Raw genomic sequence first — 25,566 nt, 5'->3', positions numbered from 1 at the left:
GCCAAAAAATTTCCCGCTAATCAGGCCATTCCACTGGATTTCACCTACAAACACTCGAAGCTGACGATTGCTCATCTGAACGGACTGGATGAGCCACAGGCAATAGTTTTATTCTGGGTAGCTGAATATATTGACCTACATCCCGTTGGTTCGCATAGAAAATGCTTTAGCAATGTCCGCTTTTCGCTCTCAGCGGACTTTCAGCCAACCGACATAAATCCCCTTAAACCTCAATCCCTTTTTGCTTCACTTCTTTCCTGATAATACGTTTAATCCAGGCAGCAAGCGATTCATCGCCGTCCTGTTTTTGTGCTTCTTCCATTGCTTTTCGCAGTTCTGGATCCAGACGGAATTGAAACGGGGGATTGCCTCTTCTTTCATTCATGTGTGTTGACACCTTAATTACACAAGAGTGGTGTGAGCATGTGTGATGACACATTACTCTCACACATTAAAAATGACAACGCCCCGAAAGTGCAGCAACACAATCAGGGCGTTTAACCACAACATTATAAGAGGTAATGCTATGGCTGATGCTAATCGTACCACTAACGCCCGTTCGGCGTCTTTTTCTCTCCTGCCTGAAGCTGATCTATTCCACTTTCCACTCGCTGAGGCCTTTCGCCATCTCGACTGTAGTCAACTCTCCACTGAAGAAAACCTGGCACTGTCATTTGGCTGCGAAGAGACGCTGGCCGGTCTGTATCACACGCTGAATGTTATGGGTGAAAGCCTGCTGACAATGGCGGGTGAAAAATAGGAACGTATGTCCAATGAGAGCGTTTGCCAGTTGGGGCACAGCCTGATGAACATCAGCCAATTGATTCCTGCACTGGCTGAGTTAGAAGCGAAAGCGGATCAGCAACTGTTCGCTATGCCTCGAATTGCGTAGTGGCAAAGACAAATAAGAGCGCCCATCCCCGGCGCTCTACTCCTGCTCTCTTACCCCGCTCGCGCAAATTCAGCAGCTTCGGCAATCAGTGCGTCGTCCGGGCGCATGCCGGTGTACATGGCGAACTGCTCCACGGCCTGTAAGGCAATCACTTCTGAACCGCTGATAGTCTTTTTACCCAACTGCTGCGCCAGCTTTATCACCGGCGTTTCTGGTGGCAGGGCGACGACATCAAACACCACGTGGGCGTTAGCGACCATCACTTTGCTGTACGCCAGTTCATCGCTTTCTTTACCTCCGGCCATACCGACGGGGGTGACGTTGACCAGAATGTCACAGGCAATCCCTTCCGGCTGTGGCTGCCATTGAAAACCGTACTGTCTTGCAAGCACCGGGCCGCTTTCCCGGTTGCGGGCAGCAACGATCACATCGTGAAAACCGGCATCGCGAAACGCGGCGATGACCGCCTTGCCCATCCCACCGCTGCCGCGAATCATGACGCGAGCGCCGTTATCAAGCTGGTGGCTGGCAATCAGGCTTTTTACTGCAATATAGTCGGTGTTAAAACCCGTTAGCGTACCGTTGTCGTTGACGATAGTGTTCACGGAATCAATAGCTTGTGCAGAGGGATCGATGACATCCAGAAACGGCATGCAGCTCTCTTTAAACGGCATCGATATCGCGCAGCCGCGAATACCTAACGCTCGCACGCCTTTCACCGCAGCCTCGATATCCTGAGTGCTGAAGGCTTTGTAGATAAAGTTTAACCCCAACTTTTCATACAGATAGTTATGAAATCGCGTGCCGAAGTTGCCGGGCCGACCGGCAAGCGACATACACAGCTGGGTGTTGCGATTAATCATGTTAAATCTCCCTGGCGTGCGCCAATACGTATTGCTCGGCTTCCTGTGACCAGATCCCATGATGGCGTTCCAGGATATCGCGCAAAGCCGGATCGTCTATCTGCGTCAGCGCGGTTAATGGCAACGCTTTGCCGGTGTACACCAGTTTTTTTCCGCCGCCTACAGCCGGAAGCTCCAGCGTTGTTTCACCTGCCGCATTCAGCCCGAGAATGTGCGTCACCACTTTTGCAGCCTGTACTTTTTTCTCTTCAATCAGTTTTACTGCCGCGCGCATATCGTCAGTATTACCGCCAGACGTCCCGACGTAATGGGTGAAAGCGTAGTGGACATCGTAGAAGTTAATCGGCGCGGTGAACTGCTTATCCTGCGGACCGGCAAAGAAGTTCATACAGCCATCGGCTGCCAGCAGGGAAGAGGCCAGCGTGACCAGTTGCTCGTTCGGCACAAACACAAAGATGTCGTCAAATCCGTGACCGCCGCTCAGCGCCATCAGCGTGTCATAAGACGCTTCCTGGGCGTGAAGATAGTGGATCTGTGTTTGTGGCTCCGACGGATAGTGTTTGCGGGCGTAGCTTAGTTTGTCTTTGTTGGTATCGGTTACCACCAGCAGCGCCGGATTAACCGGGCCGTGCAACGCATAATCAATCGCCAGCAACCCCATTGGACCCGTGCCGCCGAGGATTAGCGTGCGCCCCTGCGGACGAATGCCCATCTTGTGGTTATAGGTGCCTTCCTGCAGGTGATAGTTGGCGTTGAATGCGCCAATCACGCAGGACAGTGGTTCAACCAGGGAGCCTTCAAAATAGGTCTCTCCTTCGTAGGCGAGCAGGCAGTCCTGCTCCATTACTTCATTGGGAATGACAACGCGCGTCGCCTCACCGCCAACCCAGGGAAAGGAGTAGCCGGGGCAGTCCGGGCGATCCGGGAGTTGCAGGTTAGCCTGAATCACATAGCGCTGGCCGGGTTGAAACTTATGCTGCCATTTTTTCCCCACGGCGAGAATATCGCCGCAAAACTCGTGGCCGATGATGATCGGGTTGATGGCCACATCGTCCGGTACTTTTTTGTGGTTCTCGCCCTGATTCGCTTCTTTCCAGGAAGAGAGGCACAGGCTGTCGGTGACGACCGAAGCCAGAATTTCATCGTCCTGCATTTCCGGAAGATCGAAAGTTTCCAGGCGCAGATCGCGTTTGCCATAAAGGCGTAAAGCTGTCGTTAACATATATACCACCTCTTTCCCTGTATCTTCTGGGAATAGTTATTTGAAGGTGCCCCGGTAGAGACCGGGGCGAATAATCAGGACAGGAAGCCCAGCGCATGACCGATAATCCCCAAACCAAACAGGGCAAAGATCAGCCATACCGGATTAATTTTCTTGTTAAGCAGCCGCACCATCAGCAGTGTCAGCCCCAGCGCCAGCAGGCCAGGGCAAAGCTGATCGAGAATGTTTTGTACGGTCATGGTGACAGTGGTACCGTCTGCGCCAGGCGTTTGCGATACCACCAGCGGTACGTTGATGCTGGTCCATTTTGTGACCAGAACCCCCATCACAAACAGGCCGAGAATCGATGCGCCTTCGGTTAGTTTTTGCAGCAGATTGCCGCCCATATCGCTGACGATGTTGACTCCTTTACGAAAGCCAAGCTGTAAGCCGTACCACTTCATCGCCAGACGCACCGCGTTGAAAATAAAGAAGAACAATAACGGACCGAGAATGTTACCGGAGAGCGCTAAAGATGCACCGAGCGCGGCGGTAATCGGCCGTAACGTGCCCCAGACCAGCGGGTCGCCGACGCCGGCAAGCGGACCCATCAGGCCGACTTTGATGCCATTGATCGCACCATCGTCAATTTCTGCACCGTTGGCGCGTGCTTCTTCCATTGCGGCGGTGACGCCGATCACCGGTCCGCACACCGCCGGAGTGGTGTTGAAGAACACCAGATGACGCTTAAGCGCCGCGACCTGATCCTCCTTCAGTGGATACAGGCGTTTAATGGCGGGGATCATGTCGTAGCAAAAACCCAGCCCATGAATACGTTCAAAGTTGAATGATGCCTGTTGCAGGTTGGAGCGAACAAACATGCTAAACAGGTCCGATTTGGTCAGTTTTTTCTGTTCCATGATGGGCTCCGTTAGTCGTCAAGTTGGTCAAGGGCGGTAGATGTGGTGGCTTGCGCCTGCGGTTCGGCTTTACGCCATTGCGGGTTCAACTGGATATAAACCAGCGCGATAATTACGCCCACACCGCCAAAGGCCAGCAGGCTCAGGTCGAGATAGCCCCCGGCGATAAAGCCGAGGAAGAAGAACGGCATCAAATACTTCACGCCCATCATGCGCAGCACCATGGCGTAACCGACCACCACGATAAAGCCACCAGCAATCTGCAGGCCGCGAGTGACGAATTCCGGGATAGCATTCAGCATATTGCTGACCATGTCGGCGCTAACAAACAGCGAAACAATCAACGCCGGAATAGCGACGCGTAGCGCCTGCACACCCAGCGCGGAGACGTGAAGGATATCGATGGTACGAAAGCGCGCGTCTTCCGCTGCTTTATCTGCCGCGTGCTGGAACACCACGGTGATAGTACGGGCAAAGACGGTGAGCACCTGGCCTGCGGCAGCTACGGGAAGCGCAATCGCGATACCGGTTGCGATGCTCTGCTGGCCGACGATCACCAGAATGGCGGAAATAATACTGGCGAGTGCCGAATCGGGGGACTGCGCTGCACCAACGTTCATCCAGCCGAGCGCGATCAGCTCCAGCGTGCCGCCGAGCATAATCCCGGTTTTTAAATCACCAAGAATTAAGCCAATAACGGTACAGGCGATGAGCGGGCGGTGGGTCTGGAATTCATCCAGCACGCTGCCCATTCCGGCAATACAGGAAAATAGAAATATGGCGATAATTTGTAGGGTACTTATTTCCATAATATGGCACCTTCAGAGTGTGATCATCCCTGCCTGTTACAGCCTTAATACACAGGCGCTTTTATACATGGCATCCTTCAGGCTGCCTCGGCGTTGGCTACGTTCGTTCACCCGAATCACTTGCCAGAGTGAGCTCATCGGGATTCACTCATTTTCAGCCTTGATGCAACTTGAATGATTTTGTGTATATTTATTCAGCGAAAGATTGTTCTTTTATTTTTTCGAGAATACTAATCGATGGGTCGGAAGCCACGACGCGTAAATCCAGAATGACGCCTAATTGATCCAACTCACGGAACGCATTAATATCATCATCATCTAGCGAGACCGCTTTGGTTAATTGTTTTTTACCCGGTCGCCAGGCCATGCCACCAATATTTAAGGTGGCGATTTGCACGCCTTGTTTTACCATTGCCAAGGCATCCTGTGGGCGGGTAAATAAATAAAATACGGTTTCGTCTTTATATTGCGGATTGTGATATACCGCGACCGCCTTTTCGATATTGACTACGTTAACTTTCATCCCTGGCGGGGCAGCCTGGCGCAATAATGTCCGGCGTACTTCATCGTTATAGACGTCATCGTTACAGATAATAATCCGTTGGGCATTCGCCACCTTCGACCAGACGGTGGTGACCTGACCGTGGATCAGGCGGTCATCAATACGAGCAAGGGTAATGTTCATCAGAAATCCTCATCGATCGTTTCCAGTGGCTTCCAGACGACGCAAGTTTGTAGCGCAATGCTCGTCAGGTGTTCACACAGTTCATCCACGTTCATACTGCTCTGGTTGTCCACCAGTTCCAGCGCCAACGGCAGTGACAACCCACTAATGACCCGTATTGCCGGGTTACGCATCGCCAGTGTGGCGGCGGCATTCCAGGGGCTGCCACACTGTAAATCGACGGCTATCAGCCACTCATCGCTAGTGTGGGCGCTCACTAACTTTTCCAGTTTTACCACGATGTCACTGGCGTTTTCACCGGGGACAAATTCCACCGCTTCCACGTTGGCATCGCCGTAGACCATCTGCACCGATTCCAGCATGGCGCAGGCCAGTTTGCCGTGGGCGCAGAAGATTGCATTGACCATAAAATCTCCTTAGCCGCGCGTTTTTCCGCCCGCAATGTTAGTGGTTACTCCGGTAATATAGCTGGCGCGTTCTGACAGAAGATAACAAACAAAATCAGCAACTTCGCTCAGGCGTCCCGAACGGCCAATAGGAATTGAGTTTTTGGTATAGCCCTCGCGCAACTGCTCGACGGTGATGTTGCGGGTCCAGGCCAGCGCTTCTTCATACTCGGGGGTGCGCAGTCCGGTTTTTTCCAGAATGCCAGGTGCAATTCCGACTACACGAATACCGTGTTTGCCCAATTCCTTTGACCAGGAACGGGTAAAGCTATTCAGTGCGGCTTTGGTGGCGGCATAGCAACTTTGACCCTCTGAGCCTTCCAGTCCGCTTTCGGAAGAGACATTCACAATTACGCCGTCATGCTGTTTCACCATCTGGCGTGCCACTGCTTGCGACATTAAGAACACACCTTTCTGGTTGATGTTGACCATTTTTTCAAAAGCAGCTTCGTTGAGTTCATATTGTCCGGCGGGTGCTTTTTCATCGACAAGCAGGCGTGGGAAATTAACCCCTGCATTATTCACCAGTCCGTCAATACGTCCGTAGCGTTGAATAATTTCAGCAACAGTATGATTAACTTCTTTGGCGCTGGAAATATCCGTTGGCCAGAAGTGATATCCGCTATGGCTTTCATATTTACCTTCTCCGCCATGAATATCTGCCATTTGCACATTAGCGCCTTGTGCTAATAATTCTTCAACAATGGCCAGGCCAATTCCGGATGCGCCACCGGTAACAATAATAACTTTATCTTGCAGATTTAACCACGTTTGCATAATAGACTCCCAATTTCAGATAAGGGGATCCCTCATAAAATTAATTACGTCAGGATCAATTTGAATATATTTATTTCAACAATAATTCAGCAGTATGGCTGTTAGTGACTAAACCGTTAATATAATTTCCGCGTAAAGCACCGAGAATACCACTCAGTTTTTCTTCCCCCATGGCGATGCCGATGGAGTAACGCGCCTGCTTTAATTTATTGGTTTCGATGGAGAGCGTCTTTTCACTCATATTGGTCTCTACCGTCACACCGTTGATATCATAAAAGCGTGAACAAATGTCCCCGGCAACCTGACGGGCATGCAGGTCATCACTCTCTTCGCTGCCGTAAAATGCATGCCAGTTAGCACCATCTCGTATCGCCGGGGAACCAATTCCCACCAGCGCGACATCCAGATTATCCCAGTAGGCGGAAATCGATTTAAAATGTCGTGACAGCATAATCCCGTTACGGATCAGCGGATTTTCCAGAAGCGCCGGGAAATCTGCCAGGTGAGATTCACCCTTGAGCTTTGCCGCTGCGCTGTAAGTCAGCGTGTTGACGTGGTAGCGACTTTCAAGTTTGCCGGAAGGCCCGCCGATGATAGGCACGCAGATAAGCTGACGTGACTGGCTGGCGGGGGATAATCCTTCAACCAGTCCCCTTACCGCGCGCCCCCATGAGAAACCGATAATATCGCCAGGTTCCAGCAAGCGTTCCAGTAACTGCGCGCCGTGCACGCCCATCATCTTGAGCTGTTCATCTTCGTGTTCGCTATCGCAGGAGACCACGACCGCTTCTTTCAGGCCAAATTTCTGTTTTAGCTGCTGTTCCAGCCACAGGTTCTCGTTGTAGTCGTAATTAATGGCGATGGTGACGATGCCTTGCTCGCGACCACGCTTTAGCAAGCGGCTGATCGTGGTGCGATAGATTCCCAGCTCCCGGGCGATTTGCGCTTGTGTCATATCCTGTTCGTAATAAAGCTGCGCTATTTTTACGATCAGGCGGATATCATCGCTGTTTTCCGTCGCCATCTTTGGGCTCCTGCACATTTGTGCAAATCACGAAATTGACTTCTTGATCTGATATAACCCCATCCGTTCCACATCTCAAAGCTATTTTCACTTATTTCATCGCCATGAACTGGCTGATTATGTTGCACATTTGATGTGCTGATAGCGCGTTGCTGGCACAAATGTGCTTGTTGCTGTAACGCGTTGATTCTGTTTATTTTCGCCCAACAAAATTGCAGGCGCGGATTGCTGACACTTTTGTGTAGAAAGGTGTGATTGATCACATATAGCGCTTGGGCATTCGAACACGATTATTTTTTATCGCCCGCAAGGTAGGGTATATTTCTCTGCCAAAGGAGAACTTATGCTGCCCGACTCATCCATCCGATTAAATAAATACATCAGTGAAAGCGGAATCTGCTCGCGTCGCGAGGCGGATCGCTTTATCGAACAAGGGAATGTCTTCATTAATGGCAAACGCGCCACCATTGGCGATCAGGTGATGCCTGGCGACGTCGTCAAAGTGAATGGTCGGTTGATTGAGCCGCGTGAAGCGGAAGATCTGGTTTTTATCGCGCTGAATAAGCCGGTGGGGATCGTGAGCACTACCGAAGACAGCGAACGCGACAACATTGTTGATTTTGTGAACCACAGTAAGCGCGTGTTCCCGATTGGCCGCCTGGATAAAGACTCTCAGGGGCTGATTTTTCTGACCAACCATGGCGACCTGGTCAATAAGATCCTGCGTGCCGGTAACGATCACGAAAAAGAGTATCTGGTGACGGTTGATAAGCCGGTCACGGACGAGTTCATTCGTGGAATGGGGGCTGGTGTGCCTATTCTTGGCACTGTCACCAAAAAATGTAAGGTCCGGAAAGAGGCGCCGTTTGTTTTTCGCATCACGCTTGTTCAGGGGCTAAATCGCCAGATCCGTCGTATGTGCGAACACTTTGGCTATGAAGTCACGAAGCTTGAACGTACGCGTATCATGAACGTCGGTCTGTCCGGCTTACCGCTGGGGGAATGGCGTGATCTGACGGATGATGAACTGATCGAACTGTTCAAATTGATTGAAAACTCTTCTTCAGAAGCGAAACCGAAGGCGAAAGCGAAGCCAAAAACGGCAGGTATTAAGCGCCCGGTCGTGAAGATCGAAAAATCCGCTGAGAAAGAGAAAGCGCGCCCGGCTGCAAACGGTAAACGTTTTACCTCGCCGGGGCGTAAGAAGAAAGGACGTTAACGTCTGCCGCGCGTTGGCGTATTCGCTGACCAGGAAAACGATGCTTCCGCATCTGGTTTATAAGCCTGCTTTTTCTTCAACTGGCGGGCTTTTTTTGCCTCTGCTTCGCGCTGAACCATCAGCTTATCGATGTATTCCTTCTTAATACTGTTGGTCTCTGCGTTGGTCAGCAGGCGGCCATGTGCAATGCGGGCGCGGTCAAGCAGCGTTTTCAGCTCACGCTGTTCGCGCTCGGTCATCTCTTTTTGGGTAATGCGGGGGAGTGCCATACGGTTGCCCTCAGTTAGCCTGTTAGCTCAGTGTACGGTAATCTCGGGCTGTCTGATAGCATATAGGCCGGGTAAGCTTGCGCCCCCCGGCACTTTTTTAGTTTTCCTTCACCGCCTGATGGTGTTTCTCATCAATTGGTTTACCGGACCAGTAGCCTGCCAGCAGTGAGCCGGAAAGGTTATGCCAGACAGAGAACAGTGCGCCTGGAAGCGCGGCCAGCGGGCCGAAGTAGATTTTTCCCAGCGCGGCAGCAAGTCCTGAGTTCTGCATTCCCACCTCGATCGCCAGCGTGCGGCAGGTGGATTCATCGAAGCCAAACAGTTTTCCGCCCCAGTAACCACCGAGCAGACCGATAGTGTTGTGCAAAATCACGGCGATAATCACCACAAAGCCGACGGATGCGATGTGTGACGCGGAACCCGCCACGACTGCGCTGATGATCGCCAGAATGCACACCATTGAGAAAGCAGGTAGATACGGTTCCACGGCTTTGACTACCCGTGGGAACAGATGGTGAATGACCAGGCCCAGAGCAATTGGGATTACGACAATTTGTAGAATGCTGAGCAGCATTCCCATCACATCCACCTGAATATGCGCATCGACATACAGTCGTGTCAGCAGCGGGGTGGCGACGACGCCTACCAGCGTTGAAACAGATGAAATAGTGACAGACAGCGCCACGTCACCCTTTGCCAGGTAGATCATTACATTGGATGCAGTGCCGCTGGCGACACTACCGACCAGTACCATGCCAGCGGACAGTTCCGGTGGCATATGGAAAGCCAGTGCCAGAATCCAGGCCGCGAGCGGCATCACCAGATAGTGCAGGAAAATACCTGCGGCGACCGGTGCAGGACGTGAGAGTACGCGCTTAAAGTCATCAACTTTAAGATGTACGCCCATCCCGAGCATAATCAGCATTAACAGCGTGGTGACCCATGGGCCAACAGGAGTAAAGGTGGATGGCGTGTAATACGCGATAACAGAGAGTAGCAGCGCCCATAGTGGGAACAGCCGGGTGAGAGTGGCGAGCATGTTGTTTTCCTTGCACTTTACTCGTCATATTTCAGGCAACAGCGATGTCGCTGTCACCAGAATTATTAAGAGTCGGTTGTGTTTGCTTGTTATAAACAGGCCGGGATCGAGCCCGACCATAGCTATTGTTTATCGCGTGCAGGAATTTTATTCAAACAAATTATGCTCATGTTCCGCTGCGGACACTCTCCCAGTTCAACCCAAAACGGGCCAGATATTTTCGCAGGCGGTCTGCATCGTTAGGATTGGTTTTCTTCTGGCGGGATACGGCAAACAGCTCGCGTCCAGCTTCGGACAATGATGCGCTGCGGCGGCAAACGTCGAGGACCGTTTCTAACTGACGCTTATCAAACAGGTCGATCTCCATATTGATTTCAGGCTGCGAGGTCGTTAGCTGCCAGCTCTCCTGTAACAGCACAATCTCTTCTTCGACAAGAGATAACGTGATGCGCCCCTGTTCGGCCAGTGTCGCCATTCGGGCAACGGATGAACTCAGTTCGCGAAAATTGCCGCGCCATTCCGCCTGTGATGAACAGGCAAACGCCAGATAACGTTCTCGTGCCTCTTTGTCGAAACGGATCTGCATCTGTTTCTTATCGGAAAAACGCTGTAGTTCATACTCTACATTCGGTGCAATATCTTCCCGTCGCTGTGCCAGACCCGGCAGGGCAAAGCGCCACATATTAATACGCGCATAGAGATCCTCGCGGAAACGTCCCCCGGCTACCCATTGCTGCATATCACGATGTGTCCCCGCAATCAGCTGGAAATCACTGTAAACCTCTTTATCCGAGCCAAACGGAAAAAAGGTTTTTTCTTCAATGGCTTTTAACAGCATGGCCTGCTCATCCAGCCCCAGTTCGGCTATTTCATCAAGAAACAACACGCCGCCATCGGCTTCCCGTAATAGCCCTGTACGTGGAGTGAGTGCGCCCGTAAATGCCCCTTTTACATGACCAAACAGCGTGGACATCGCGTTGTCGCCGCGCAGGGTGGCGCAGTTTACCGCCACCAGTTTGCCTGCCACCAGATGGCGCGACTGCCGTAACTGAAAAATACGTTTTGCCAGGAAGGATTTACCCGCGCCTGTAGGACCCGTGAGCAAAATAGGATCGGTAGATCGCAACGCAACGCGCTCAATGCGGTCAATCAGTTTGTTAAACGTAGCGTTGCGCGTATCTATCCCTGCTTTCAGAAAGGAGACGGACTGCTGTTGCTCGCGCAGGAAACGGCTGGTCAGCGTGGCATAACGGCTTAAATCCAGATCGATAACCGAGCAGACGCCGGCGGTGACAGCGTCTTCTGATGAGCCTTTGGGGGCTGGACTGGTTTGCAGCAGGCTGGCGGGTAGGTAGCGGGCTTCCGTCAGCAGGAACCAGCAGATCTGCGCCACATGTGTCCCGGTAGTGATGTGTACCAGATACTCTTCGTTTTCAGTATCAAAGGGGTAATGGGTCGCGAAGTCGAGAAATGCGGCATAGACCTCCTCAAAATCCCACGGATCGTTAATCGTCACTACATGTGCACGCACCTCGGTGTGCGGGGAAAGTTGCGTAACGTCTTTGATTAGCCTTTGCGCCACGCTCTCATCGCGCGGCTGGTGGAGCAGTTCCAGTCTGTCGATGGGAAAATCAGTCTGCAGACAGAGGCCCACCGTGGGTCGCCATCTCTTAAAGCGGCTCGCCCGCTTGCCGCGATCGTCCAGCACTGTTCCAAGAACACCAATCACCACCCGACGTTTTTTCATGGTTTATCCAAATAGATAAGTTTAGATATTAAAAGATAAGAAATATCGATGAGCGCGGCAACCACCTGTATGAAGATTGAAAATTAAAATCATATAAATCAATAAAATAAAAAATAATCATGGCAATTTATCTTTCTGGCACGCTTCTGGCTATAACCCCTTCGTCAATAACGCTGAAAGCGCAGGGGGTTAAACCCCGCCGGCACGTCAGGAACGGCTGATGCTGTTTTCCGGGAGTGTTCCGTCAGTCGATGACTCAAAACGGGTTCGATTCCCAATTTCATCCTCCAAATGAAAACTGGTTGTTAATCATATAAATAAAAACGGGTTTCGCGCAGTAAGCGGACCCAAAACAGGCTGCCGGTAACGATGCCGTGTGGCAGGCAAAAGGGAATTCCCCTGTCGCTTCGCCTCTGCACCCGCGCCTGGTTCACTCATTAAGGAATAAAAAATGGCTAAGAAAATCACAATTAAAAAAGGTCAGTTAGGTCTTTTATCCCGTAAGGGGGATTACTATCAGGTGCTGGAAACAGGCGAACACCGTTTGCCGTGGCTTAACCCACCGGAAGTGCTGATCGTTAACATGGATGGTAGTGAAGTGCCCGAAGCGTTGGCGGAGTATCTGCGCCGCTTCCAGTCATCATGGGTTGATCAGTATTGCCTTGCGGCTGATTTAACCGATACCGAAGCGGCAGCGCTGTATGCCAACGGTATTCTGCAAGAAATTTTGCCGCCCTCGACACGCCGTTTGTACTGGCGGGCTGACGACGCGCTGCAGCTGGTACGCATGGATACGCGTCAGGTTCTGGTGCCAACAGAGGTTATGAATGCGGTGTTACAACCGCGACGCAATGGTGCGGTAAAGGGACGCGAAGCGATCTTAACGGTACAGATTCCGGCGTGGCACGTTGGTGTGCTGAAAATTGACGGTGAAACGCAGGCATTGTTATCGCCAGGCCTGACCGCGTACTGGAAAGTGAATCATCTGGTTGAAGCCGAAGTGGTTGATACCCGCTTGCAGGTACTGGAAGTTGGCGGGCAGGAGATCCTGACCAAAGATAAGGTCAACCTGCGTCTGAATATGGCCGCTAACTGGCGCTATAGCGACGTATTACAGGCTTTTGGTCAGCTCACCAAACCGGTGGATCATCTCTATCGCGAACTGCAGTTTGCGCTGCGTGAAGCGGTGGGTACTCGAACTCTGGATGAACTGCTGGAAGATAAGCAGATTATCGACGAAATCGTGAGTACGCAGGTGAAGAGCCGTATGACGCCGTTTGGTATCGAGGTCGCTTCGTTGGGCGTAAAAGATATTGTGCTGCCGGGAGATATGAAGGCCATATTGTCCCAACTGGTTGAAGCTGAGAAATCGGCGCAGGCTAACGTGATTCGTCGTCGGGAAGAGACTGCTGCGACGCGTTCGCTGTTGAATACGGCGAAAGTTATGGAAAACAACCCGGTTGCATTGCGTTTAAAAGAGCTGGAAACCCTCGAAAGAGTGGCTGAGCGTATCGATAAAATCTCGGTATTCGGTGGACTGGACCAGGTTCTGCACGGTCTGGTGAATATAAAAGGACAGGAACTATAAACGTTAACGGAGTGTACAGCCCGATGATGTTTACACCTGTCGGGCCGTGCACCCATACCGTAAGCCGGATAAGACGATTCACCGCCATCCGGTCTACGGACGTTGTCACTCAAACAGATTATGGTGCAGCTTCTGCACAACCTGCTCAGCTTCAGTACCGGGAACGAGGAAGCACAGGTTATGGCTGGATGCACCATAGCAAATCATGCGAATGTTGAACGGCTCCAGCACGCCAAACACCTCTTTACCCACGCCACAGGCTTTAGACAGGTCGTTACCAATCAGCGCCACCAGCGCGAGACCTTCTTCTACTTCTACCCGGCACAGTGCAGACAGTTCCATGAGCAGAGTCTGTGTCAGCAACGTATCTCCGGTGGAAGTGGAACCTGTGGTGTCCAGGGTTAGCGCCACGCTGACTTCTGAGGTGGTAATCAAATCCACCGAGATATTATGACGTGCCAGAATGCCGAACACTTCCGCTAAAAATCCACGAGAGTGCAGCATATTCAGGCTATGCAGCGTGAGCAGCGTTTGCTTACGACGCAGCGCCAGTGCGCGAAATAGCGGTGGATTCTGGGTTTTATTACACACCAGCGTGCCGCCCGCTTTTGGATCTTTGCTGGAGCCAACAAACACCGGAATATCGCTACGTACGGCGGGTAACAGGGTCGCCGGATGCAACACTTTCGCGCCGAAGGTTGCCATCTCAGCAGCCTCTTCAAAGGCGATTTCATCAATACGTTTAGCGGCTGGAACTACGCGTGGATCGGTTGTGTAGATGCCGGGAACATCGGTCCAGATATCAACGCGCGTTGCGTGCAACGCTTCTGCCAGCAAGGCTGCCGTATAGTCGCTGCCGCCACGTCCCAGCGTGGTGGTGCGGCCTTTGCTTTCGCTACCGATAAAACCCTGGGTAATAACCAGACCTTCATCCAGACGCGGGGCCAGCTGTAGCGTCGCCAGTTCAGCCAGCGCCGAAACATCCGGCTCTGCGCGGCCAAAACGATCGTTGGTTCGCATCACTTTGCGCACATCAAACCACTGCGCCTGCACGTTACGCTCACGCAGGATCTCGACAAACAGCAGGGTAGACATCAGTTCACCGTGGCTGACCAGTTCGTCAGTCAGTGCGGTTGAGGTGGCCAGTGAAGCGGCTTCTGCCAGCGTGGTGATGTTTTCCAGCAGGCGTTCTATCTCTTCGCGGATCACGTTCGGATAGCGCAGGCGTTCCAGGATATCGAACTGAATTTGACGAATGGAATCGAGCTTCTCGAAGCGTTCGGTTGGCTCCAGTCCTTCTGCCAGTGCGACCAGCAGATTGGTAATGCCCGCCGAAGCGGAAAGTACCACTAAACGGACGTTAGCATCGGAAAGTACCACATCCGCGCTGCGATTCATGGCGTCAAAATCCGCCACGCTGGTACCGCCAAACTTGGAGACAACTAGATTTGTCATAACGACCTCGTGTCAGGGAATGAAAAAAGCGACCATGGCACAAAGGCAGAACGGAAACCGGTGCAGGCGCAAATGCAAATACCGTATTTATAAATAAAATGTGTAGCCTGTACTGTCAACGCTGGGATTATGCGGATTTTTCATGCTGCGTTAGCGATGAGTAACAGCGCTTATAACAGCTATACTTTTGCTGCTTTTCATCCTCGATTCATACAGGCCAGTGCAATGGCATTAAAACAATCACACTTTTCTGTGACTGGCGTTACAATCGATCTCAGTCACAATTCTCAAAATCAGAAGAGTATTGCTAATGAAAAACATCAATCCAACGCAGACCTCAGCCTGGCAGGCACTACAAAAACACTTTGAAGAGATGAAAGACGTTACAATCGCGGACCTGTTCGCGAAAGATAGCGATCGCTTCACTAAATTTTCCGCGACGTTTGACGATCTGATGCTGGTGGATTTCTCCAAAAACCGCATCACTGAAGAGACGTTGGCCAAACTGCAGGATCTGGCGAAAGAGACCGATCTCGCAGGTGCTATCAAATCCATGTTCTCCGGTGAAAAGATCAACCGCACCGAGGACCGTGCGGTGCTGCACGTAGCGCTGCGCAACCGTAGCAATACGCCAATCATTGTTGACGGCAAAGATGTGATGCCGGAAGTGAACGCGGTGCTGGAGAAGATGAAATCCTTTTCTGAAGCGATTATCTCCGGCAGTTGGAAAGGCTACACTGGTAAGGCAATCACTGATGTGGTGAACATTGGTATCGGCGGCTCTGACCTTGGCCCGTTCATGGTGACCGAAGCGCTGCGTCCGTACAAAAATCACCTGAATATGCACTTTGTGTCTAACGTTGACGGCACGCATATTGCCGAAGTGCTGAAGAAAGTGAACCCGGAAACCACGCTGTTCCTGGTCGCGTCTAAAACCTTCACTACTCAGGAAACCATGACCAACGCCCACAGCGCGCGCGACTGGTTCCTGGCGACCGCAGGCGACAACAAGCACGTTGCCAAACACTTCGCGGCACTGTCCACCAACGGCAAAGCGGTTGGCGAGTTCGGTATTGATACCGCCAACATGTTCGAGTTCTGGGACTGGGTCGGTGGACGCTATTCCCTGTGGTCAGCAATCGGCCTGTCTATCATCCTGTCCGTGGGCTACGACAATTTCGTTGAGCTGCTGTCCGGTGCGCACGCAATGGATAAGCATTTCTCCACCACGCCTGCAGAGAAAAACCTGCCGGTGCTGTTGGCGCTGATCGGTATCTGGTACAACAATTTCTTTGGTGCTGAAACCGAAGCGATCCTGCCGTATGACCAGTATATGCACCGTTTCGCGGCCTACTTCCAGCAGGGCAATATGGAATCCAACGGTAAATACGTTGACCGTAACGGCAACGCGGTGGATTACCAGACTGGCCCAATCATCTGGGGTGAGCCGGGCACTAACGGTCAGCACGCGTTCTATCAGTTGATTCATCAGGGCACCAAAATGGTTCCTTGTGACTTTATCGCTCCGGCGATTACCCACAACCCGCTGTCGGATCACCATCCGAAGCTGCTGTCCAACTTCTTCGCTCAGACTGAAGCGCTGGCGTTTGGTAAATCTCGCGAAGTGGTTGAGCAGGAATATCGTGACCAGGGTAAAGATCCGGCTCAGCTCGAGCACGTTGTGCCGTTTAAAGTGTTTGAAGGCAACCGTCCGACTAACTCCATTCTGCTGCGTGAAATTACCCCGTTCAGTCTGGGTGCGCTGATTGCACTGTATGAGCATAAAATCTTTACTCAGGGCGCAATCCTCAACATCTTCACCTTCGACCAGTGGGGCGTGGAGCTGGGCAAACAACTGGCAAACCGCATTCTGCCAGAGCTGAACGATGATAAAGAAATCAACAGCCACGACTGCTCGACTAACGGTTTGATTAACCGTTATAAGTCCTGGCGTTAATCTGCGTCTTCCTTTGAACCGCAGCAATAATGAAATTAAAAAGCCGATATTATTATCGGCTTTTTTTATAAGATTGACCCGTCCTGAATAGCGTTGACACGTTCCTGACTTAAATACGGAGAACGTGATGATGACTGAGTTCAAACGCACCCAACGTGATTATCCTCTATCCTTTAAAATAGCTGTTGTTGAGCAGGTTGAAAAAGGCGAGATGACCTATAAACAGGCCCAGCAGCGGTATGGTATTCAGGGGCGCTCCACCGTTCTTGTCTGGTTGCGTAAGTATGGCCAACTTGACTGGAGTCCCGGACTTCCTGACCTGGTGAAGAGGAAACTGCATGTGGCTCAGACGATTATCCCGCTTACACCCGAGCAAAGAATCAGGGAACTTGAAGAACAGCTTGAGCTGGCGAACCAGAAAGCTGAGTTTTTTGAGTCGGTTATCAACGTCCTGAAAAATGATTACGGGGTGAGCGTTGTAAAAAAGCGGCCCGGCAAGTCCTCGCGCAAAGTCCGGCCCCAAAAATAACTGTTACGCGTGCATGCCAGTTCCTGGGGCACAGCAGACAGGCGTGGTATCAGGACAACACAAGACGCATAAAAAGACAGGAACATCATGCTCAGGTTCTTGAGTTTTTTGCCCGAGTCAGGTGTCGTCAGCCGCGAATCGGTACGCGTAAACTGCACTATCTGCTGAACACTCAGTCCGATAAAATGCTGAATATCGGACGAGACCGTCTGTTTAACCTGCTGGATGAATACCGGCTCCTGGTGCCAGTGAAACGGGCATATCACAAAACCACTAACAGCCATCATCGCTTTTACCGGCATCCTAATCTGCTGAAACCCGGCCCTGAACAGGTTACCCCCCTTGAGCCAGAGCAGGTCTGGGTCGCTGATATAACTTACCTTCCACTACGCAGCGGCACGGCTTATCTGAGTCTGGTCACCGATGCCTGCTCCAGAAAAATCGTGGGTTACCATGTCGGGGAAAACCTGCAGACAGAAAACGTGGTAAAGGCGTTCAGACAGGCTCTGAGGCGGAGAAAAACGACAGGTCCGCTGGTACATCACTCTGACAGAGGACTGCAATACTGTTCGGTACTTTATCAGTCAGTTCATGAGCGAAACGGAATAACCTGTTCAATGACCGATGGTTACGATTGCTACCAGAATGCGCTGGCTGAGAGAATAAACGGGATACTGAAAAATGAGTTTTTACTCTCGCGCCCGGAGGATCTTGCACAAGCCCGGATGATGGTAAAAGAGTCCGTGGCAATTTATAACCATGAACGGCCACATCTGGCCCTGAAATACAAAACGCCCGATGATGTTCATCAGGCGTTTTACAGACAAAAAACTGTCAACCTATATCAGGACTAGTCAGATAATTCCCTTTCTCTTGAACCTTATGTGAAAATTTAATTGAGCTTAATCCTAAAATAATTTTATTACTTTAATTTTTGCTCGATTATTTTCAGAGTTTACGGATATTGTATTTTTATATAATTATTTTAACCAACTGATTTATATTTGTTTTCATATTAAAAGTTATCATTAGTACGTTCTTTTTTCTAATTATCCTAAATTCCCGCGTGCCGTAATTCGCATACTTCGGTTGTGTATACTCGATCTCGCCCGAAATTCTTTTGGGTAAATCTCCATTCATACAATGAAGGGAATTTGTGATGAAAAAAGTTCTGTATGGCCTTTTGGCTATATCTGCGCTTGCGGCGACTTCTGTCCATGCCGCCCCCGTCCAGGTGGGGGAGGCTGCAGGGTCAGCTGCCGCGTCGGTTTCGGCAGGAAGTTCCTCCGCAACCAGCGTGAGCACCGTAAGTTCTGCGGTGGGGGTCGCCCTGGCGGCAACCGGTGGTGGAGATGGCTCTAATACCGGAACCACAACCACCACGACCACCAGTACCCAGTAATCGCGGTACGTTTAACCATAACCACACTTCGGTGTGGTTATTTTGGATTGCCGTAAGCCTGCGGGACTTATCGGCCTGCCGGGTAAGCATAGCGCCACCCGGCAATAATGCGGAGAAGCGTCGTGAAGCGACCAGCGCTCATATTGGTTTGCCTGTTACTGCAGGCGTGTTCTGCCTCAACTGAGGGGCTGGGACATTCGCTGTGGAATAGCGTGTTCGGTACACCTGGCGTACAGATGACGGACGATGATATCCAAAACATGCCCTATGCCAGCCAGTATATGCAGCTCAATGACGGCCCTCAGCTGTTTGTGGTGCTCGCTTTCGCAGAAAACGACCAGCAGAAATGGGTGACGCAGGATCAGGCCGTTCTCGTGACACAGCACGGACGTCTGGTGAAAACATGGCTCGGCGGAGACAACCTGATCGAGGTGAATAATCTGGCGGCAGACCCGCTTATCAAGCCAAACCAGATCGTCGACGGTGTCACCTGGAGCCGTACGATGGGCTGGACCGAGCATAAGCAGGTGCGCTACGCCACCGCCCGCTCGGTCTTCAAATGGGATGGCACTGACAGTATCAGGGTTGCCAGCGATGAAACCTCGGTTCGCGTGCTGGATGAAGAGGTGACGACCGATCAGGCCCGTTGGCATAACCGCTACTGGATCGATAGCGACGGGCTGATTCGTCAGTCGAAACAGTACCTGGGCGCAAATTACTTCCCGGTGAAAACCACGCTGATTAAGGCGGCAAAATCATGATGAAACGGACTATTACAGCGCTCCTCGTCAGCCTGAGCGTGTCATCTGTTTTTGCAGCAGGCACTGTCAAAGTGATGACGACAGGCAACACGGAGGCGAAAACGCTGGCCGATGTGGAGCACCTGATCGATCTGGTGGGACAACCGAAACTGGCAAATAGCTGGTGGCCAGCGGCGATCATCAGCGAAGAACAGGCGACCATTACAGCGCAGCGCCAACAACAGGTGCTGTTAGGACGTTTAGCGGCGCTGAGTTCAGAGGAAAGTGGTGACGCCGCTGCCGCCATCAACACGTTACATCAGCAAGTGCAGGTGCTGAAGGTTACCGGCAGACAGCGGATTAATCTCGATCCGGACGTTGTGCGGGTAAGTGACGGCGGTAACCCGCCATTACAGGGCAACTACACGCTTTGGGTCGGGCCAGAGCCAACAGAAATTACGTTGTTTGGGCTGGTAAGTCGCCCGGGGAAGCAACCGTTTGTGGCCGGGCGTGATGTTGCCAGCTATCTCGATGGGCAAAGTTTGCTCAGTGGTGCCGATCGCAGTTATGCGTGGGTGGTCTATCCCGACGGACGTACACAGAAAGCGCCAGTCGCTTACTGGAACAAACGCCACGTAGAGCTGATGCCCGGCAGCACCCTTTTTGTCGGACTCGCCGATGCCGTCTGGAGTACAGCCCCGGATGAAATCAATGCCGACATCCTTCGCACTCTGACCCAGCGGATACCCGAATGATGAGAAAAACTTATCTGCTCAGCTTATTGGCGCTGGGTGTAAGCGTGGCGTGCCACGGTGAAACTTTCCCGGCGCCTGTTGGCCCTTCTCAGTCAGACTTTGGCGGCGTGGGGCTGCTGCAAACCCCGACCGCACGGATAGCGCGTGAAGGGGAAATGAGCCTCAACTATCGTGATAACGATCAGTACCGCTACTACTCCGCGTCTGTGCAGCTTTTTCCCTGGCTGGAAACCACACTGCGCTACACCGATGTGCGTACTAAAAAATACAGCAGTGTTGAGTCGTTTTCTGGCGATCAAACATACAAGGATAAGGCTTTCGACCTCAAATTACGGCTGTGGGAAGAGAGTTACTGGATGCCGCAGGTGGCGGTTGGTGCGCGGGATATCGGCGGGACTGGCCTGTTTGATGCGGAATACATTGTGGCGAATAAGGCCTGGGGCCCTTTTGATTTCTCGCTCGGCCTTGGCTGGGGATATCTGGGAACCAGCGGCAATGTGAGTAATCCGCTGTGTTCGTACAGCGATAAATTCTGTTATCGCGATAACAGCTATAAACAGGCCGGATCTATCGATGGCAGCCAGATGTTCCACGGTCCGGCATCGTTGTTTGGCGGCGTGGAATACCAGACACCCTGGCAGCCATTGCGTCTGAAACTGGAGTATGAAGGGAACAATTACCAGCAGGATTTTGCGGGTAAGCTGGAGCAGAAGAGTAAGTTTAACGTCGGCGCCATTTACCGCGTCACCGATTGGGCCGACGTTAACCTCAGCTACGAACGCGGCAATACCTTTATGTTTGGGGTCACGTTGCGTACCAACTTCAACGATCTGCGGCCCAGCTATAACGACAATGCCCGACCGAAATATCAGCCGCAGCCGCAGGATGCCATCCTGCAACATTCGGTAGTGGCGAATCAGTTAACGTTGCTGAAATACAACGCCGGGCTGGCGGATCCGAAGATTCAGGTGAAGGGCGAGACACTTTACGTCACCGGCGAACAGGTGAAGTACCGTGACTCTCGTGAAGGGATCGAACGAGCGAATCGGATCGTGATGAACGATCTTCCGGAAGGGATCCGCACGATCCACGTAACAGAAAATCGCTTGAATTTACCGCAGGTGACGACCGAAACGGATGTATCAAGCCTGAAGAACCATCTGCAAGGGGAACCGTTGGGACATGAAACTTCGCTGGTGCAAAACCGCGTCGAACCCGTTGTTCCACAAACTGTCGAGCAGGGCTGGTATATCGATAAGTCACGCTTCGATTTTCATATCGATCCGGTGCTTAATCAGTCGGTTGGCGGCCCGGAAAACTTCTATATGTATCAGTTGGGTGTTATGGGGACGGCGGATCTGTGGGTCACGGATCACCTGCTCACTACCGGCAGTCTGTTTGCCAATCTTGCCAATAACTACGACAAGTTTAATTACACTAATCCGCCGCAGGATTCGCATTTGCCGCGGGTTCGTACCCACGTACGTGACTATGTGCAGAACGACGTGTATGTGAATAATCTCCAGGCTAACTACTTCCAGTCTCTTGGTCATGGGTTTTACGGACAGGTTTACGGCGGCTATCTGGAGACCATGTACGGCGGCGCGGGGGCTGAAGTGCTGTACCGCCCGCTGGATGGTAATTGGGCGTTTGGTATTGACGCCAACTACGTGAAACAACGTGACTGGCGCAGTGCGCAGGAGATGATGAAATTCACCGACTACAGCGTGAAGACCGGGCATCTGACGGCCTACTGGAATCCTTCGTTCGCCCAGGATGTGCTGGTGAAAGCCAGTGTCGGGCAGTATCTGGCTGGAGATAAAGGTGGGACGCTGGAGATTGCTAAACGCTTCGACAGCGGTGTCGTGGTGGGCGGCTATGCGACCATCACCGATGCATCACCAGATGAGTACGGGGAAGGGGATTTTACCAAAGGCGTGTATGTTTCTGTGCCGCTGGATCTCTTCTCCACCGGCCCAACCCGCAGTCGTGCGGCGATCGGCTGGACACCGTTGACGCGTGACGGAGGCCAGCAGCTTGGGCGTAAGTTTGGTCTGTACGATATGACCAGCGACAGGAGTGAGAAATTTCGCTGATGTGAGCGTTGTTTGCCCGGTGGCGCTACGCGCATCGGGCAAGCAGCAGGCCAGATAAGGTGCTTACGATCCCTGAATAAAAAATAAACAAAAAATATAGATCTCTGTCACATTTTTGCGTTATACAGGAACTTCGCCACAGAGTAAGAGGTGCTGTTATGATGTCACTATCTCGTCCACGTGTTGAGTTTATCTCCACGATTTTACAGACCGTCCTGAATCTAGGACTGCTCAGTCTGGGCCTGATTCTGGTCGTATTTCTTGGGAAAGAGACGCTGCATCTGGCAGACGTTCTGTTCGCGCCGGAACAAACCAGCAAGTATGAGCTGGTGGAAGGGCTGGTGGTGTATTTTCTCTACTTTGAATTTATCGCACTGATTGTGAAGTACTTTCAGTCAGGTTTTCACTTTCCACTACGCTACTTTGTCTATATCGGGATCACTGCGATTGTGCGCCTGATCATTGTCGATCATAAAGCGCCAATGGATGTATTGATCTATTCTGCGGCGATCTTGTTGTTGGTGATTACGCTGTGGCTGTGTAATTCCAAGCGGCTGAAGCGAGAGTAAAAAAATGGCGCTCCGTAGAGCGCCGAAAAACAGTCACAGGTTGGGATAACATAAGTTGAGGGTTGCAGTGGCATTGCACTGCCCGTTGCCGGGCAGGTACTTCGATGAAACTTAGCCTTTCACACCACCCGCCGTCAGACCGTTGACCAGCCAGCGCTGTGCCAGCAGGAAAACCAGGGTGATCGGAATGGCGGAAAGAACGGCGGCGGCGGCAAAGTCGCCCCACAAATAGTTCTGTGGATTGAGGTACTGCTGCATACCTACCGCCAGGGTGTAGCTGTTCACATCACGCAGTAGCAGTGAAGCGACCGGAACTTCAGTAATTGCGGCGATAAACGACAGAATAAACACCACCGCCAGAATCGGTACCGAAAGTGGTAATAGCACCAGACGGAATGCCTGCCATGGTGTTGCGCCATCCAGCGCCGCCGCTTCTTCCAGCGAACCATCAATCGTTTCAAAGTAGCCTTTAATCGTCCATACATGCAGGGCGATACCGCCGAGGTAGGCGAAGATCACGCCACCGTGAGTGTTCAGACCGATAAAAGGAATGTACTGTCCGAGGCGGTCAAACAAGGCATACAACGCCACCAGTGACAGAACCGCCGGGAACATCTGGAAAATTAGCATCCCTTTCAGCAACGTGGCTTTACCCGGAAAGCGCATACGGGCAAAGGCGTAGGCGCAGGTAGTGGAGAGTGCCACGATGCCGATGGCGGTAATTCCGGCGATTTTCACTGAGTTCCACAGCCACAACAGAACCGGGAAGGGAGGCGGTGTGACACGGCCGTCAGCATGTTCAACGCTGAAACCCAATGCCAGCCGCCAGTGTTCCCAGGATATATTTTCCGGGATCAGGCTCCCGGTAGCAAAGTTACCTTCGCGCAATGAAATCGCGATAACCATCAGCAGCGGGAACATAATTGCCGCGATGAAAATCAGCAAGCCTAAGTGCGTCGCGAAGAGGCGCATTTTTTGAGATTTGGGTTGGACCATAGCCATGTTCAATGCCCTCCTTAGTCAAACTTCATTCGTGTGGCTTTCAGGTTCACTATCGCCAGTACACCTACCAGCAGGAAAATCAGCGTCGCAATCGCTGCTGCCAGACCGAAGTCCTGACCGCCGCCGCCTTCAAAGGCGATACGATAGGTGTAACTTACGAGCAGGTCGGTATAACCTGCTGGCGTGGTGGTACCAAGACGGTCCGGGCCACCGTTAGTCAACAGTTGGATCAGCACGAAGTTGTTAAAGTTAAAGGCAAAACTGGCGATCATCAGCGGCGTCAGCGGCTTAATCAGCAGCGGCAACGTAATCTTAAAGAAGTTCTGGAACGGGCCCGCGCCATCCATCGCAGAAGCCTCATACAGATCGTCAGGAATCGCCTTCAGCAGACCCATGCACAAGATCATCATGTACGGATAGCCCAGCCAGGTGTTGACGATAATAATCATCGAACGCGCGGTGGTTGGGTCACTGAACCAGGCCGGTTTGATGCCAAACAGTGCGCTTAGCATCATGTTGATTTCACCGAAGCTCTGGTTGAACAGCCCTTTGAAAATCAGAATCGAGATAAACGACGGTACGGCATAAGGCAGAATCAACAGTACGCGGTAAATCGCTTTACCTTTTAATGATTCCCATTGCACCAGGCAAGCCAGAACCATACCCACGGCAACGGTCAGGATCACGGTCAGGACCGAGAAAACGACTGTCCAGACAAAGATAGCGAAGAACGGTTTCTGGATCCCTTCATCGGTAAATACGCGGGTGAAGTTCTCCCAGCCGATGGTGACGGTATAGCCGGGACTGAGTTTTTCAGTGCCCCAGTTCCCGTCAGCCGTGACCGACTGGTAATAACCGATATCGTTGTTTGCACGGTATTTTACGCCGCTCTGGTTGTTGGTGAGCGTCCCGTCATCCGCCAGGGAGTAGAGTGGCTGCGTGCCAGAGAACTGACGCAGCGAGCTCATAATCACTTTGCTTTCATCAGGCAATATAGCCGTCAGTTGAGTCAGCGCCTGGCGATGTTGCGTGATGATGCGCAGCGTCGCGCGTTCACCTGTTGGCAGCGTATCGGTTTCTTTCAGTTGCAGTTTTTGCTCGCCGCCAAATTTAAAGGCATCGGAGACATAGTTCTTGCCCGTCTCTCCATCGGTGAGGGCCAGTTGCCACTCCGTACCCGCTGGATACAGACCAAAGTTGTAGGTTTTACCCGCCTGATAAGAACGGTCCATCAGGACTTGCTGGGCGCGTTCAAAGGTCAGTTGGTTGGTACTGCTGTAGTTGGTAAAGGCAATGGCAATGGTGCAAATGAGCGGAAACAGAACAAACAGCCCCATGCCAGCAACACCAGGATAAACATAGCGCCAGGCATAAGTTTTACGGTTAGCAAAAATATACAGACCAGCAGAGCTTAAAATCAGCGTCATGATGGCAAAAAGGTACTCCCCCTGGGCGTACATCAAAACAACAAGGTAACCCACCAGCAGACCAAGCAGACCTATCACTGACCATTTCAGCGTGTCGCTTTGCCACCAGTATTTCTTTTTAATGACATCCATGGGGATCTTCCTCAACAACGGTG

The 25,566-nt window shown here is 51.9% G+C and carries 26 protein-coding genes; 11 read left to right on the top strand and 15 right to left on the bottom strand.

What is annotated here, in order from left to right; translation table 11 throughout:
- Positions 1 to 223 precede the first annotated feature (223 nt).
- Positions 224 to 385: a phage protein gene (locus OGY01_RS00635; RefSeq protein ID WP_045438435.1), complete on the bottom strand. Its 162-nt coding sequence runs from the start codon at positions 383 to 385 to the stop codon at positions 224 to 226.
- Positions 386 to 526: 141 nt separating this feature from the next.
- On the opposite strand from OGY01_RS00635, the gene OGY01_RS00630 reads away from it, so the two are divergent.
- Positions 527 to 760: a hypothetical protein gene (locus tag OGY01_RS00630; protein WP_286492234.1), complete on the top strand. Its 234-nt coding sequence runs from the start codon at positions 527 to 529 to the stop codon at positions 758 to 760.
- 6 nt (positions 761 to 766) lie between these two features.
- Positions 767 to 892: a hypothetical protein gene (locus OGY01_RS00625; RefSeq protein ID WP_286492232.1), complete on the top strand. Its 126-nt coding sequence runs from the start codon at positions 767 to 769 to the stop codon at positions 890 to 892.
- A 50-nt stretch (positions 893 to 942) separates the two neighbouring features.
- Here OGY01_RS00625 and OGY01_RS00620 read toward each other — a convergent pair whose 3' ends face one another.
- The 8 genes from OGY01_RS00620 to OGY01_RS00585 form a co-directional block, all read right to left on the bottom strand.
- Entirely contained in the window at positions 943 to 1,755 is an 813-nt protein-coding gene (locus tag OGY01_RS00620) for a shikimate 5-dehydrogenase (protein WP_286492231.1), read from the bottom strand.
- Between the two features lies 1 nt (position 1,756).
- Positions 1,757 to 2,977 (bottom strand): L-sorbose 1-phosphate reductase, encoded by a 1,221-nt coding sequence (gene sorE, locus OGY01_RS00615; RefSeq protein ID WP_045438442.1) that lies wholly within the window; start codon positions 2,975 to 2,977, stop codon positions 1,757 to 1,759.
- Positions 2,978 to 3,051: 74 nt separating this feature from the next.
- Positions 3,052 to 3,876, bottom strand: a complete 825-nt coding sequence (locus tag OGY01_RS00610; protein ID WP_048222488.1) for a PTS system mannose/fructose/sorbose family transporter subunit IID — start codon at positions 3,874 to 3,876, stop codon at positions 3,052 to 3,054.
- An 11-nt stretch (positions 3,877 to 3,887) separates the two neighbouring features.
- On the bottom strand, positions 3,888 to 4,685 hold the full coding sequence (locus OGY01_RS00605) for a PTS mannose/fructose/sorbose transporter subunit IIC (RefSeq protein WP_045438446.1): 798 nt from the start codon (positions 4,683 to 4,685) through the stop codon (positions 3,888 to 3,890).
- A 190-nt stretch (positions 4,686 to 4,875) separates the two neighbouring features.
- Positions 4,876 to 5,370 (bottom strand): PTS sugar transporter subunit IIB, encoded by a 495-nt coding sequence (locus tag OGY01_RS00600; protein WP_225760356.1) that lies wholly within the window; start codon positions 5,368 to 5,370, stop codon positions 4,876 to 4,878.
- Complete coding sequence (locus OGY01_RS00595; protein WP_045438451.1) at positions 5,370 to 5,777, bottom strand: mannose/fructose/sorbose PTS transporter subunit IIA; 408 nt, start codon at positions 5,775 to 5,777, stop codon at positions 5,370 to 5,372. Before OGY01_RS00595 ends, OGY01_RS00600 begins: the two co-directional genes overlap by 1 nt.
- Before the next feature lie 9 nt (positions 5,778 to 5,786).
- Positions 5,787 to 6,593 (bottom strand): SDR family oxidoreductase, encoded by an 807-nt coding sequence (locus OGY01_RS00590; protein WP_200012938.1) that lies wholly within the window; start codon positions 6,591 to 6,593, stop codon positions 5,787 to 5,789.
- Positions 6,594 to 6,663: 70 nt separating this feature from the next.
- Positions 6,664 to 7,617, bottom strand: coding sequence for a sugar-binding transcriptional regulator (locus OGY01_RS00585; RefSeq protein ID WP_286492229.1), 954 nt, complete (start codon positions 7,615 to 7,617; stop codon positions 6,664 to 6,666).
- A 343-nt stretch (positions 7,618 to 7,960) separates the two neighbouring features.
- Here OGY01_RS00585 and rluF point away from each other — a divergent pair, with 343 nt between their 5' ends.
- The gene (gene rluF / locus OGY01_RS00580) at positions 7,961 to 8,836 is read left to right on the top strand and encodes a 23S rRNA pseudouridine(2604) synthase RluF (RefSeq protein ID WP_045438459.1); all 876 of its coding nucleotides are present in this window, start codon (positions 7,961 to 7,963) and stop codon (positions 8,834 to 8,836) included.
- Here rluF and OGY01_RS00575 read toward each other — a convergent pair.
- The 3 genes from OGY01_RS00575 to rtcR form a co-directional block, all read right to left on the bottom strand.
- On the bottom strand, positions 8,833 to 9,105 hold the full coding sequence (locus OGY01_RS00575; RefSeq protein ID WP_045438461.1) for a YjbD family protein: 273 nt from the start codon (positions 9,103 to 9,105) through the stop codon (positions 8,833 to 8,835). The two genes, rluF and OGY01_RS00575, sit on opposite strands and share 4 nt — an antisense overlap.
- A 97-nt stretch (positions 9,106 to 9,202) precedes the next feature.
- Positions 9,203 to 10,144 carry a ketopantoate/pantoate/pantothenate transporter PanS gene (gene panS, locus OGY01_RS00570; protein WP_048222477.1) on the bottom strand — a complete coding sequence of 314 codons (942 nt, stop codon included), beginning with the start codon at positions 10,142 to 10,144 and terminating at the stop codon, positions 9,203 to 9,205.
- A gap of 166 nt (positions 10,145 to 10,310) precedes the next feature.
- On the bottom strand, positions 10,311 to 11,891 hold the full coding sequence (rtcR, locus tag OGY01_RS00565; RefSeq protein WP_286492227.1) for an RNA repair transcriptional activator RtcR: 1,581 nt from the start codon (positions 11,889 to 11,891) through the stop codon (positions 10,311 to 10,313).
- A 451-nt stretch (positions 11,892 to 12,342) separates the two neighbouring features.
- Between rtcR and OGY01_RS00560 the strand changes: the two genes are divergently transcribed.
- A complete protein-coding gene (locus OGY01_RS00560; RefSeq protein WP_045438464.1) occupies positions 12,343 to 13,479 on the top strand; it encodes a slipin family protein in 1,137 nt (378 codons plus the stop codon).
- Positions 13,480 to 13,584: 105 nt separating this feature from the next.
- On the opposite strand, the gene lysC is transcribed toward OGY01_RS00560, so the two are convergent.
- Positions 13,585 to 14,934, bottom strand: a complete 1,350-nt coding sequence (lysC, locus tag OGY01_RS00555; RefSeq protein WP_048222471.1) for a lysine-sensitive aspartokinase 3 — start codon at positions 14,932 to 14,934, stop codon at positions 13,585 to 13,587.
- A 310-nt stretch (positions 14,935 to 15,244) separates the two neighbouring features.
- Between lysC and pgi the strand changes: the two genes are divergently transcribed.
- The 7 genes from pgi (at position 15,245) to psiE (ending at position 22,982) form a co-directional block, all read left to right on the top strand.
- Positions 15,245 to 16,891, top strand: coding sequence for a glucose-6-phosphate isomerase (gene pgi / locus OGY01_RS00550; protein ID WP_045438468.1), 1,647 nt, complete (start codon positions 15,245 to 15,247; stop codon positions 16,889 to 16,891).
- Between the two features lie 127 nt (positions 16,892 to 17,018).
- A protein-coding gene (locus OGY01_RS00545; protein ID WP_286492225.1) for an IS3 family transposase occupies positions 17,019 to 18,274 on the top strand; the annotation gives its coding sequence in 2 pieces (ribosomal slippage) (positions 17,019 to 17,370 and positions 17,370 to 18,274; 1,257 coding nt in all).
- Between the two features lie 305 nt (positions 18,275 to 18,579).
- Complete coding sequence (yjbE, locus tag OGY01_RS00540) at positions 18,580 to 18,822, top strand: exopolysaccharide production protein YjbE (RefSeq protein ID WP_045438470.1); 243 nt, start codon at positions 18,580 to 18,582, stop codon at positions 18,820 to 18,822.
- A 122-nt stretch (positions 18,823 to 18,944) separates the two neighbouring features.
- Positions 18,945 to 19,583, top strand: coding sequence for a YjbF family lipoprotein (locus tag OGY01_RS00535; RefSeq protein WP_200012931.1), 639 nt, complete (start codon positions 18,945 to 18,947; stop codon positions 19,581 to 19,583).
- Positions 19,580 to 20,317 (top strand): capsule biosynthesis GfcC family protein, encoded by a 738-nt coding sequence (locus tag OGY01_RS00530; protein ID WP_048222463.1) that lies wholly within the window; start codon positions 19,580 to 19,582, stop codon positions 20,315 to 20,317. The genes OGY01_RS00535 and OGY01_RS00530 overlap by 4 nt, the downstream gene beginning before the upstream one ends.
- Positions 20,317 to 22,413: a YjbH domain-containing protein gene (locus tag OGY01_RS00525; protein WP_286492242.1), complete on the top strand. Its 2,097-nt coding sequence runs from the start codon at positions 20,317 to 20,319 to the stop codon at positions 22,411 to 22,413. Before OGY01_RS00530 ends, OGY01_RS00525 begins: the two co-directional genes overlap by 1 nt.
- A 158-nt stretch (positions 22,414 to 22,571) precedes the next feature.
- On the top strand, positions 22,572 to 22,982 hold the full coding sequence (gene psiE, locus OGY01_RS00520; RefSeq protein WP_286492224.1) for a phosphate-starvation-inducible protein PsiE: 411 nt from the start codon (positions 22,572 to 22,574) through the stop codon (positions 22,980 to 22,982).
- Between the two features lie 111 nt (positions 22,983 to 23,093).
- On the opposite strand, the gene malG is transcribed toward psiE, so the two are convergent.
- Both malG and malF read right to left on the bottom strand, forming a co-directional pair.
- Positions 23,094 to 23,984, bottom strand: coding sequence for a maltose ABC transporter permease MalG (malG, locus tag OGY01_RS00515; RefSeq protein WP_045438481.1), 891 nt, complete (start codon positions 23,982 to 23,984; stop codon positions 23,094 to 23,096).
- A gap of 14 nt (positions 23,985 to 23,998) precedes the next feature.
- On the bottom strand, positions 23,999 to 25,543 hold the full coding sequence (malF, locus tag OGY01_RS00510) for a maltose ABC transporter permease MalF (protein ID WP_286492222.1): 1,545 nt from the start codon (positions 25,541 to 25,543) through the stop codon (positions 23,999 to 24,001).
- Between the last annotated feature and the right edge of the window lie 23 nt (positions 25,544 to 25,566).

This window comes from Citrobacter sp. Cm038, assembly GCF_030333105.1.
In the GTDB taxonomy this organism is placed as follows: domain Bacteria; phylum Pseudomonadota; class Gammaproteobacteria; order Enterobacterales; family Enterobacteriaceae; genus Citrobacter; species Citrobacter murliniae.
Note: the sequence above shows the minus strand (reverse complement) of the source record. Positions and strands in the feature narration are given on the sequence as shown.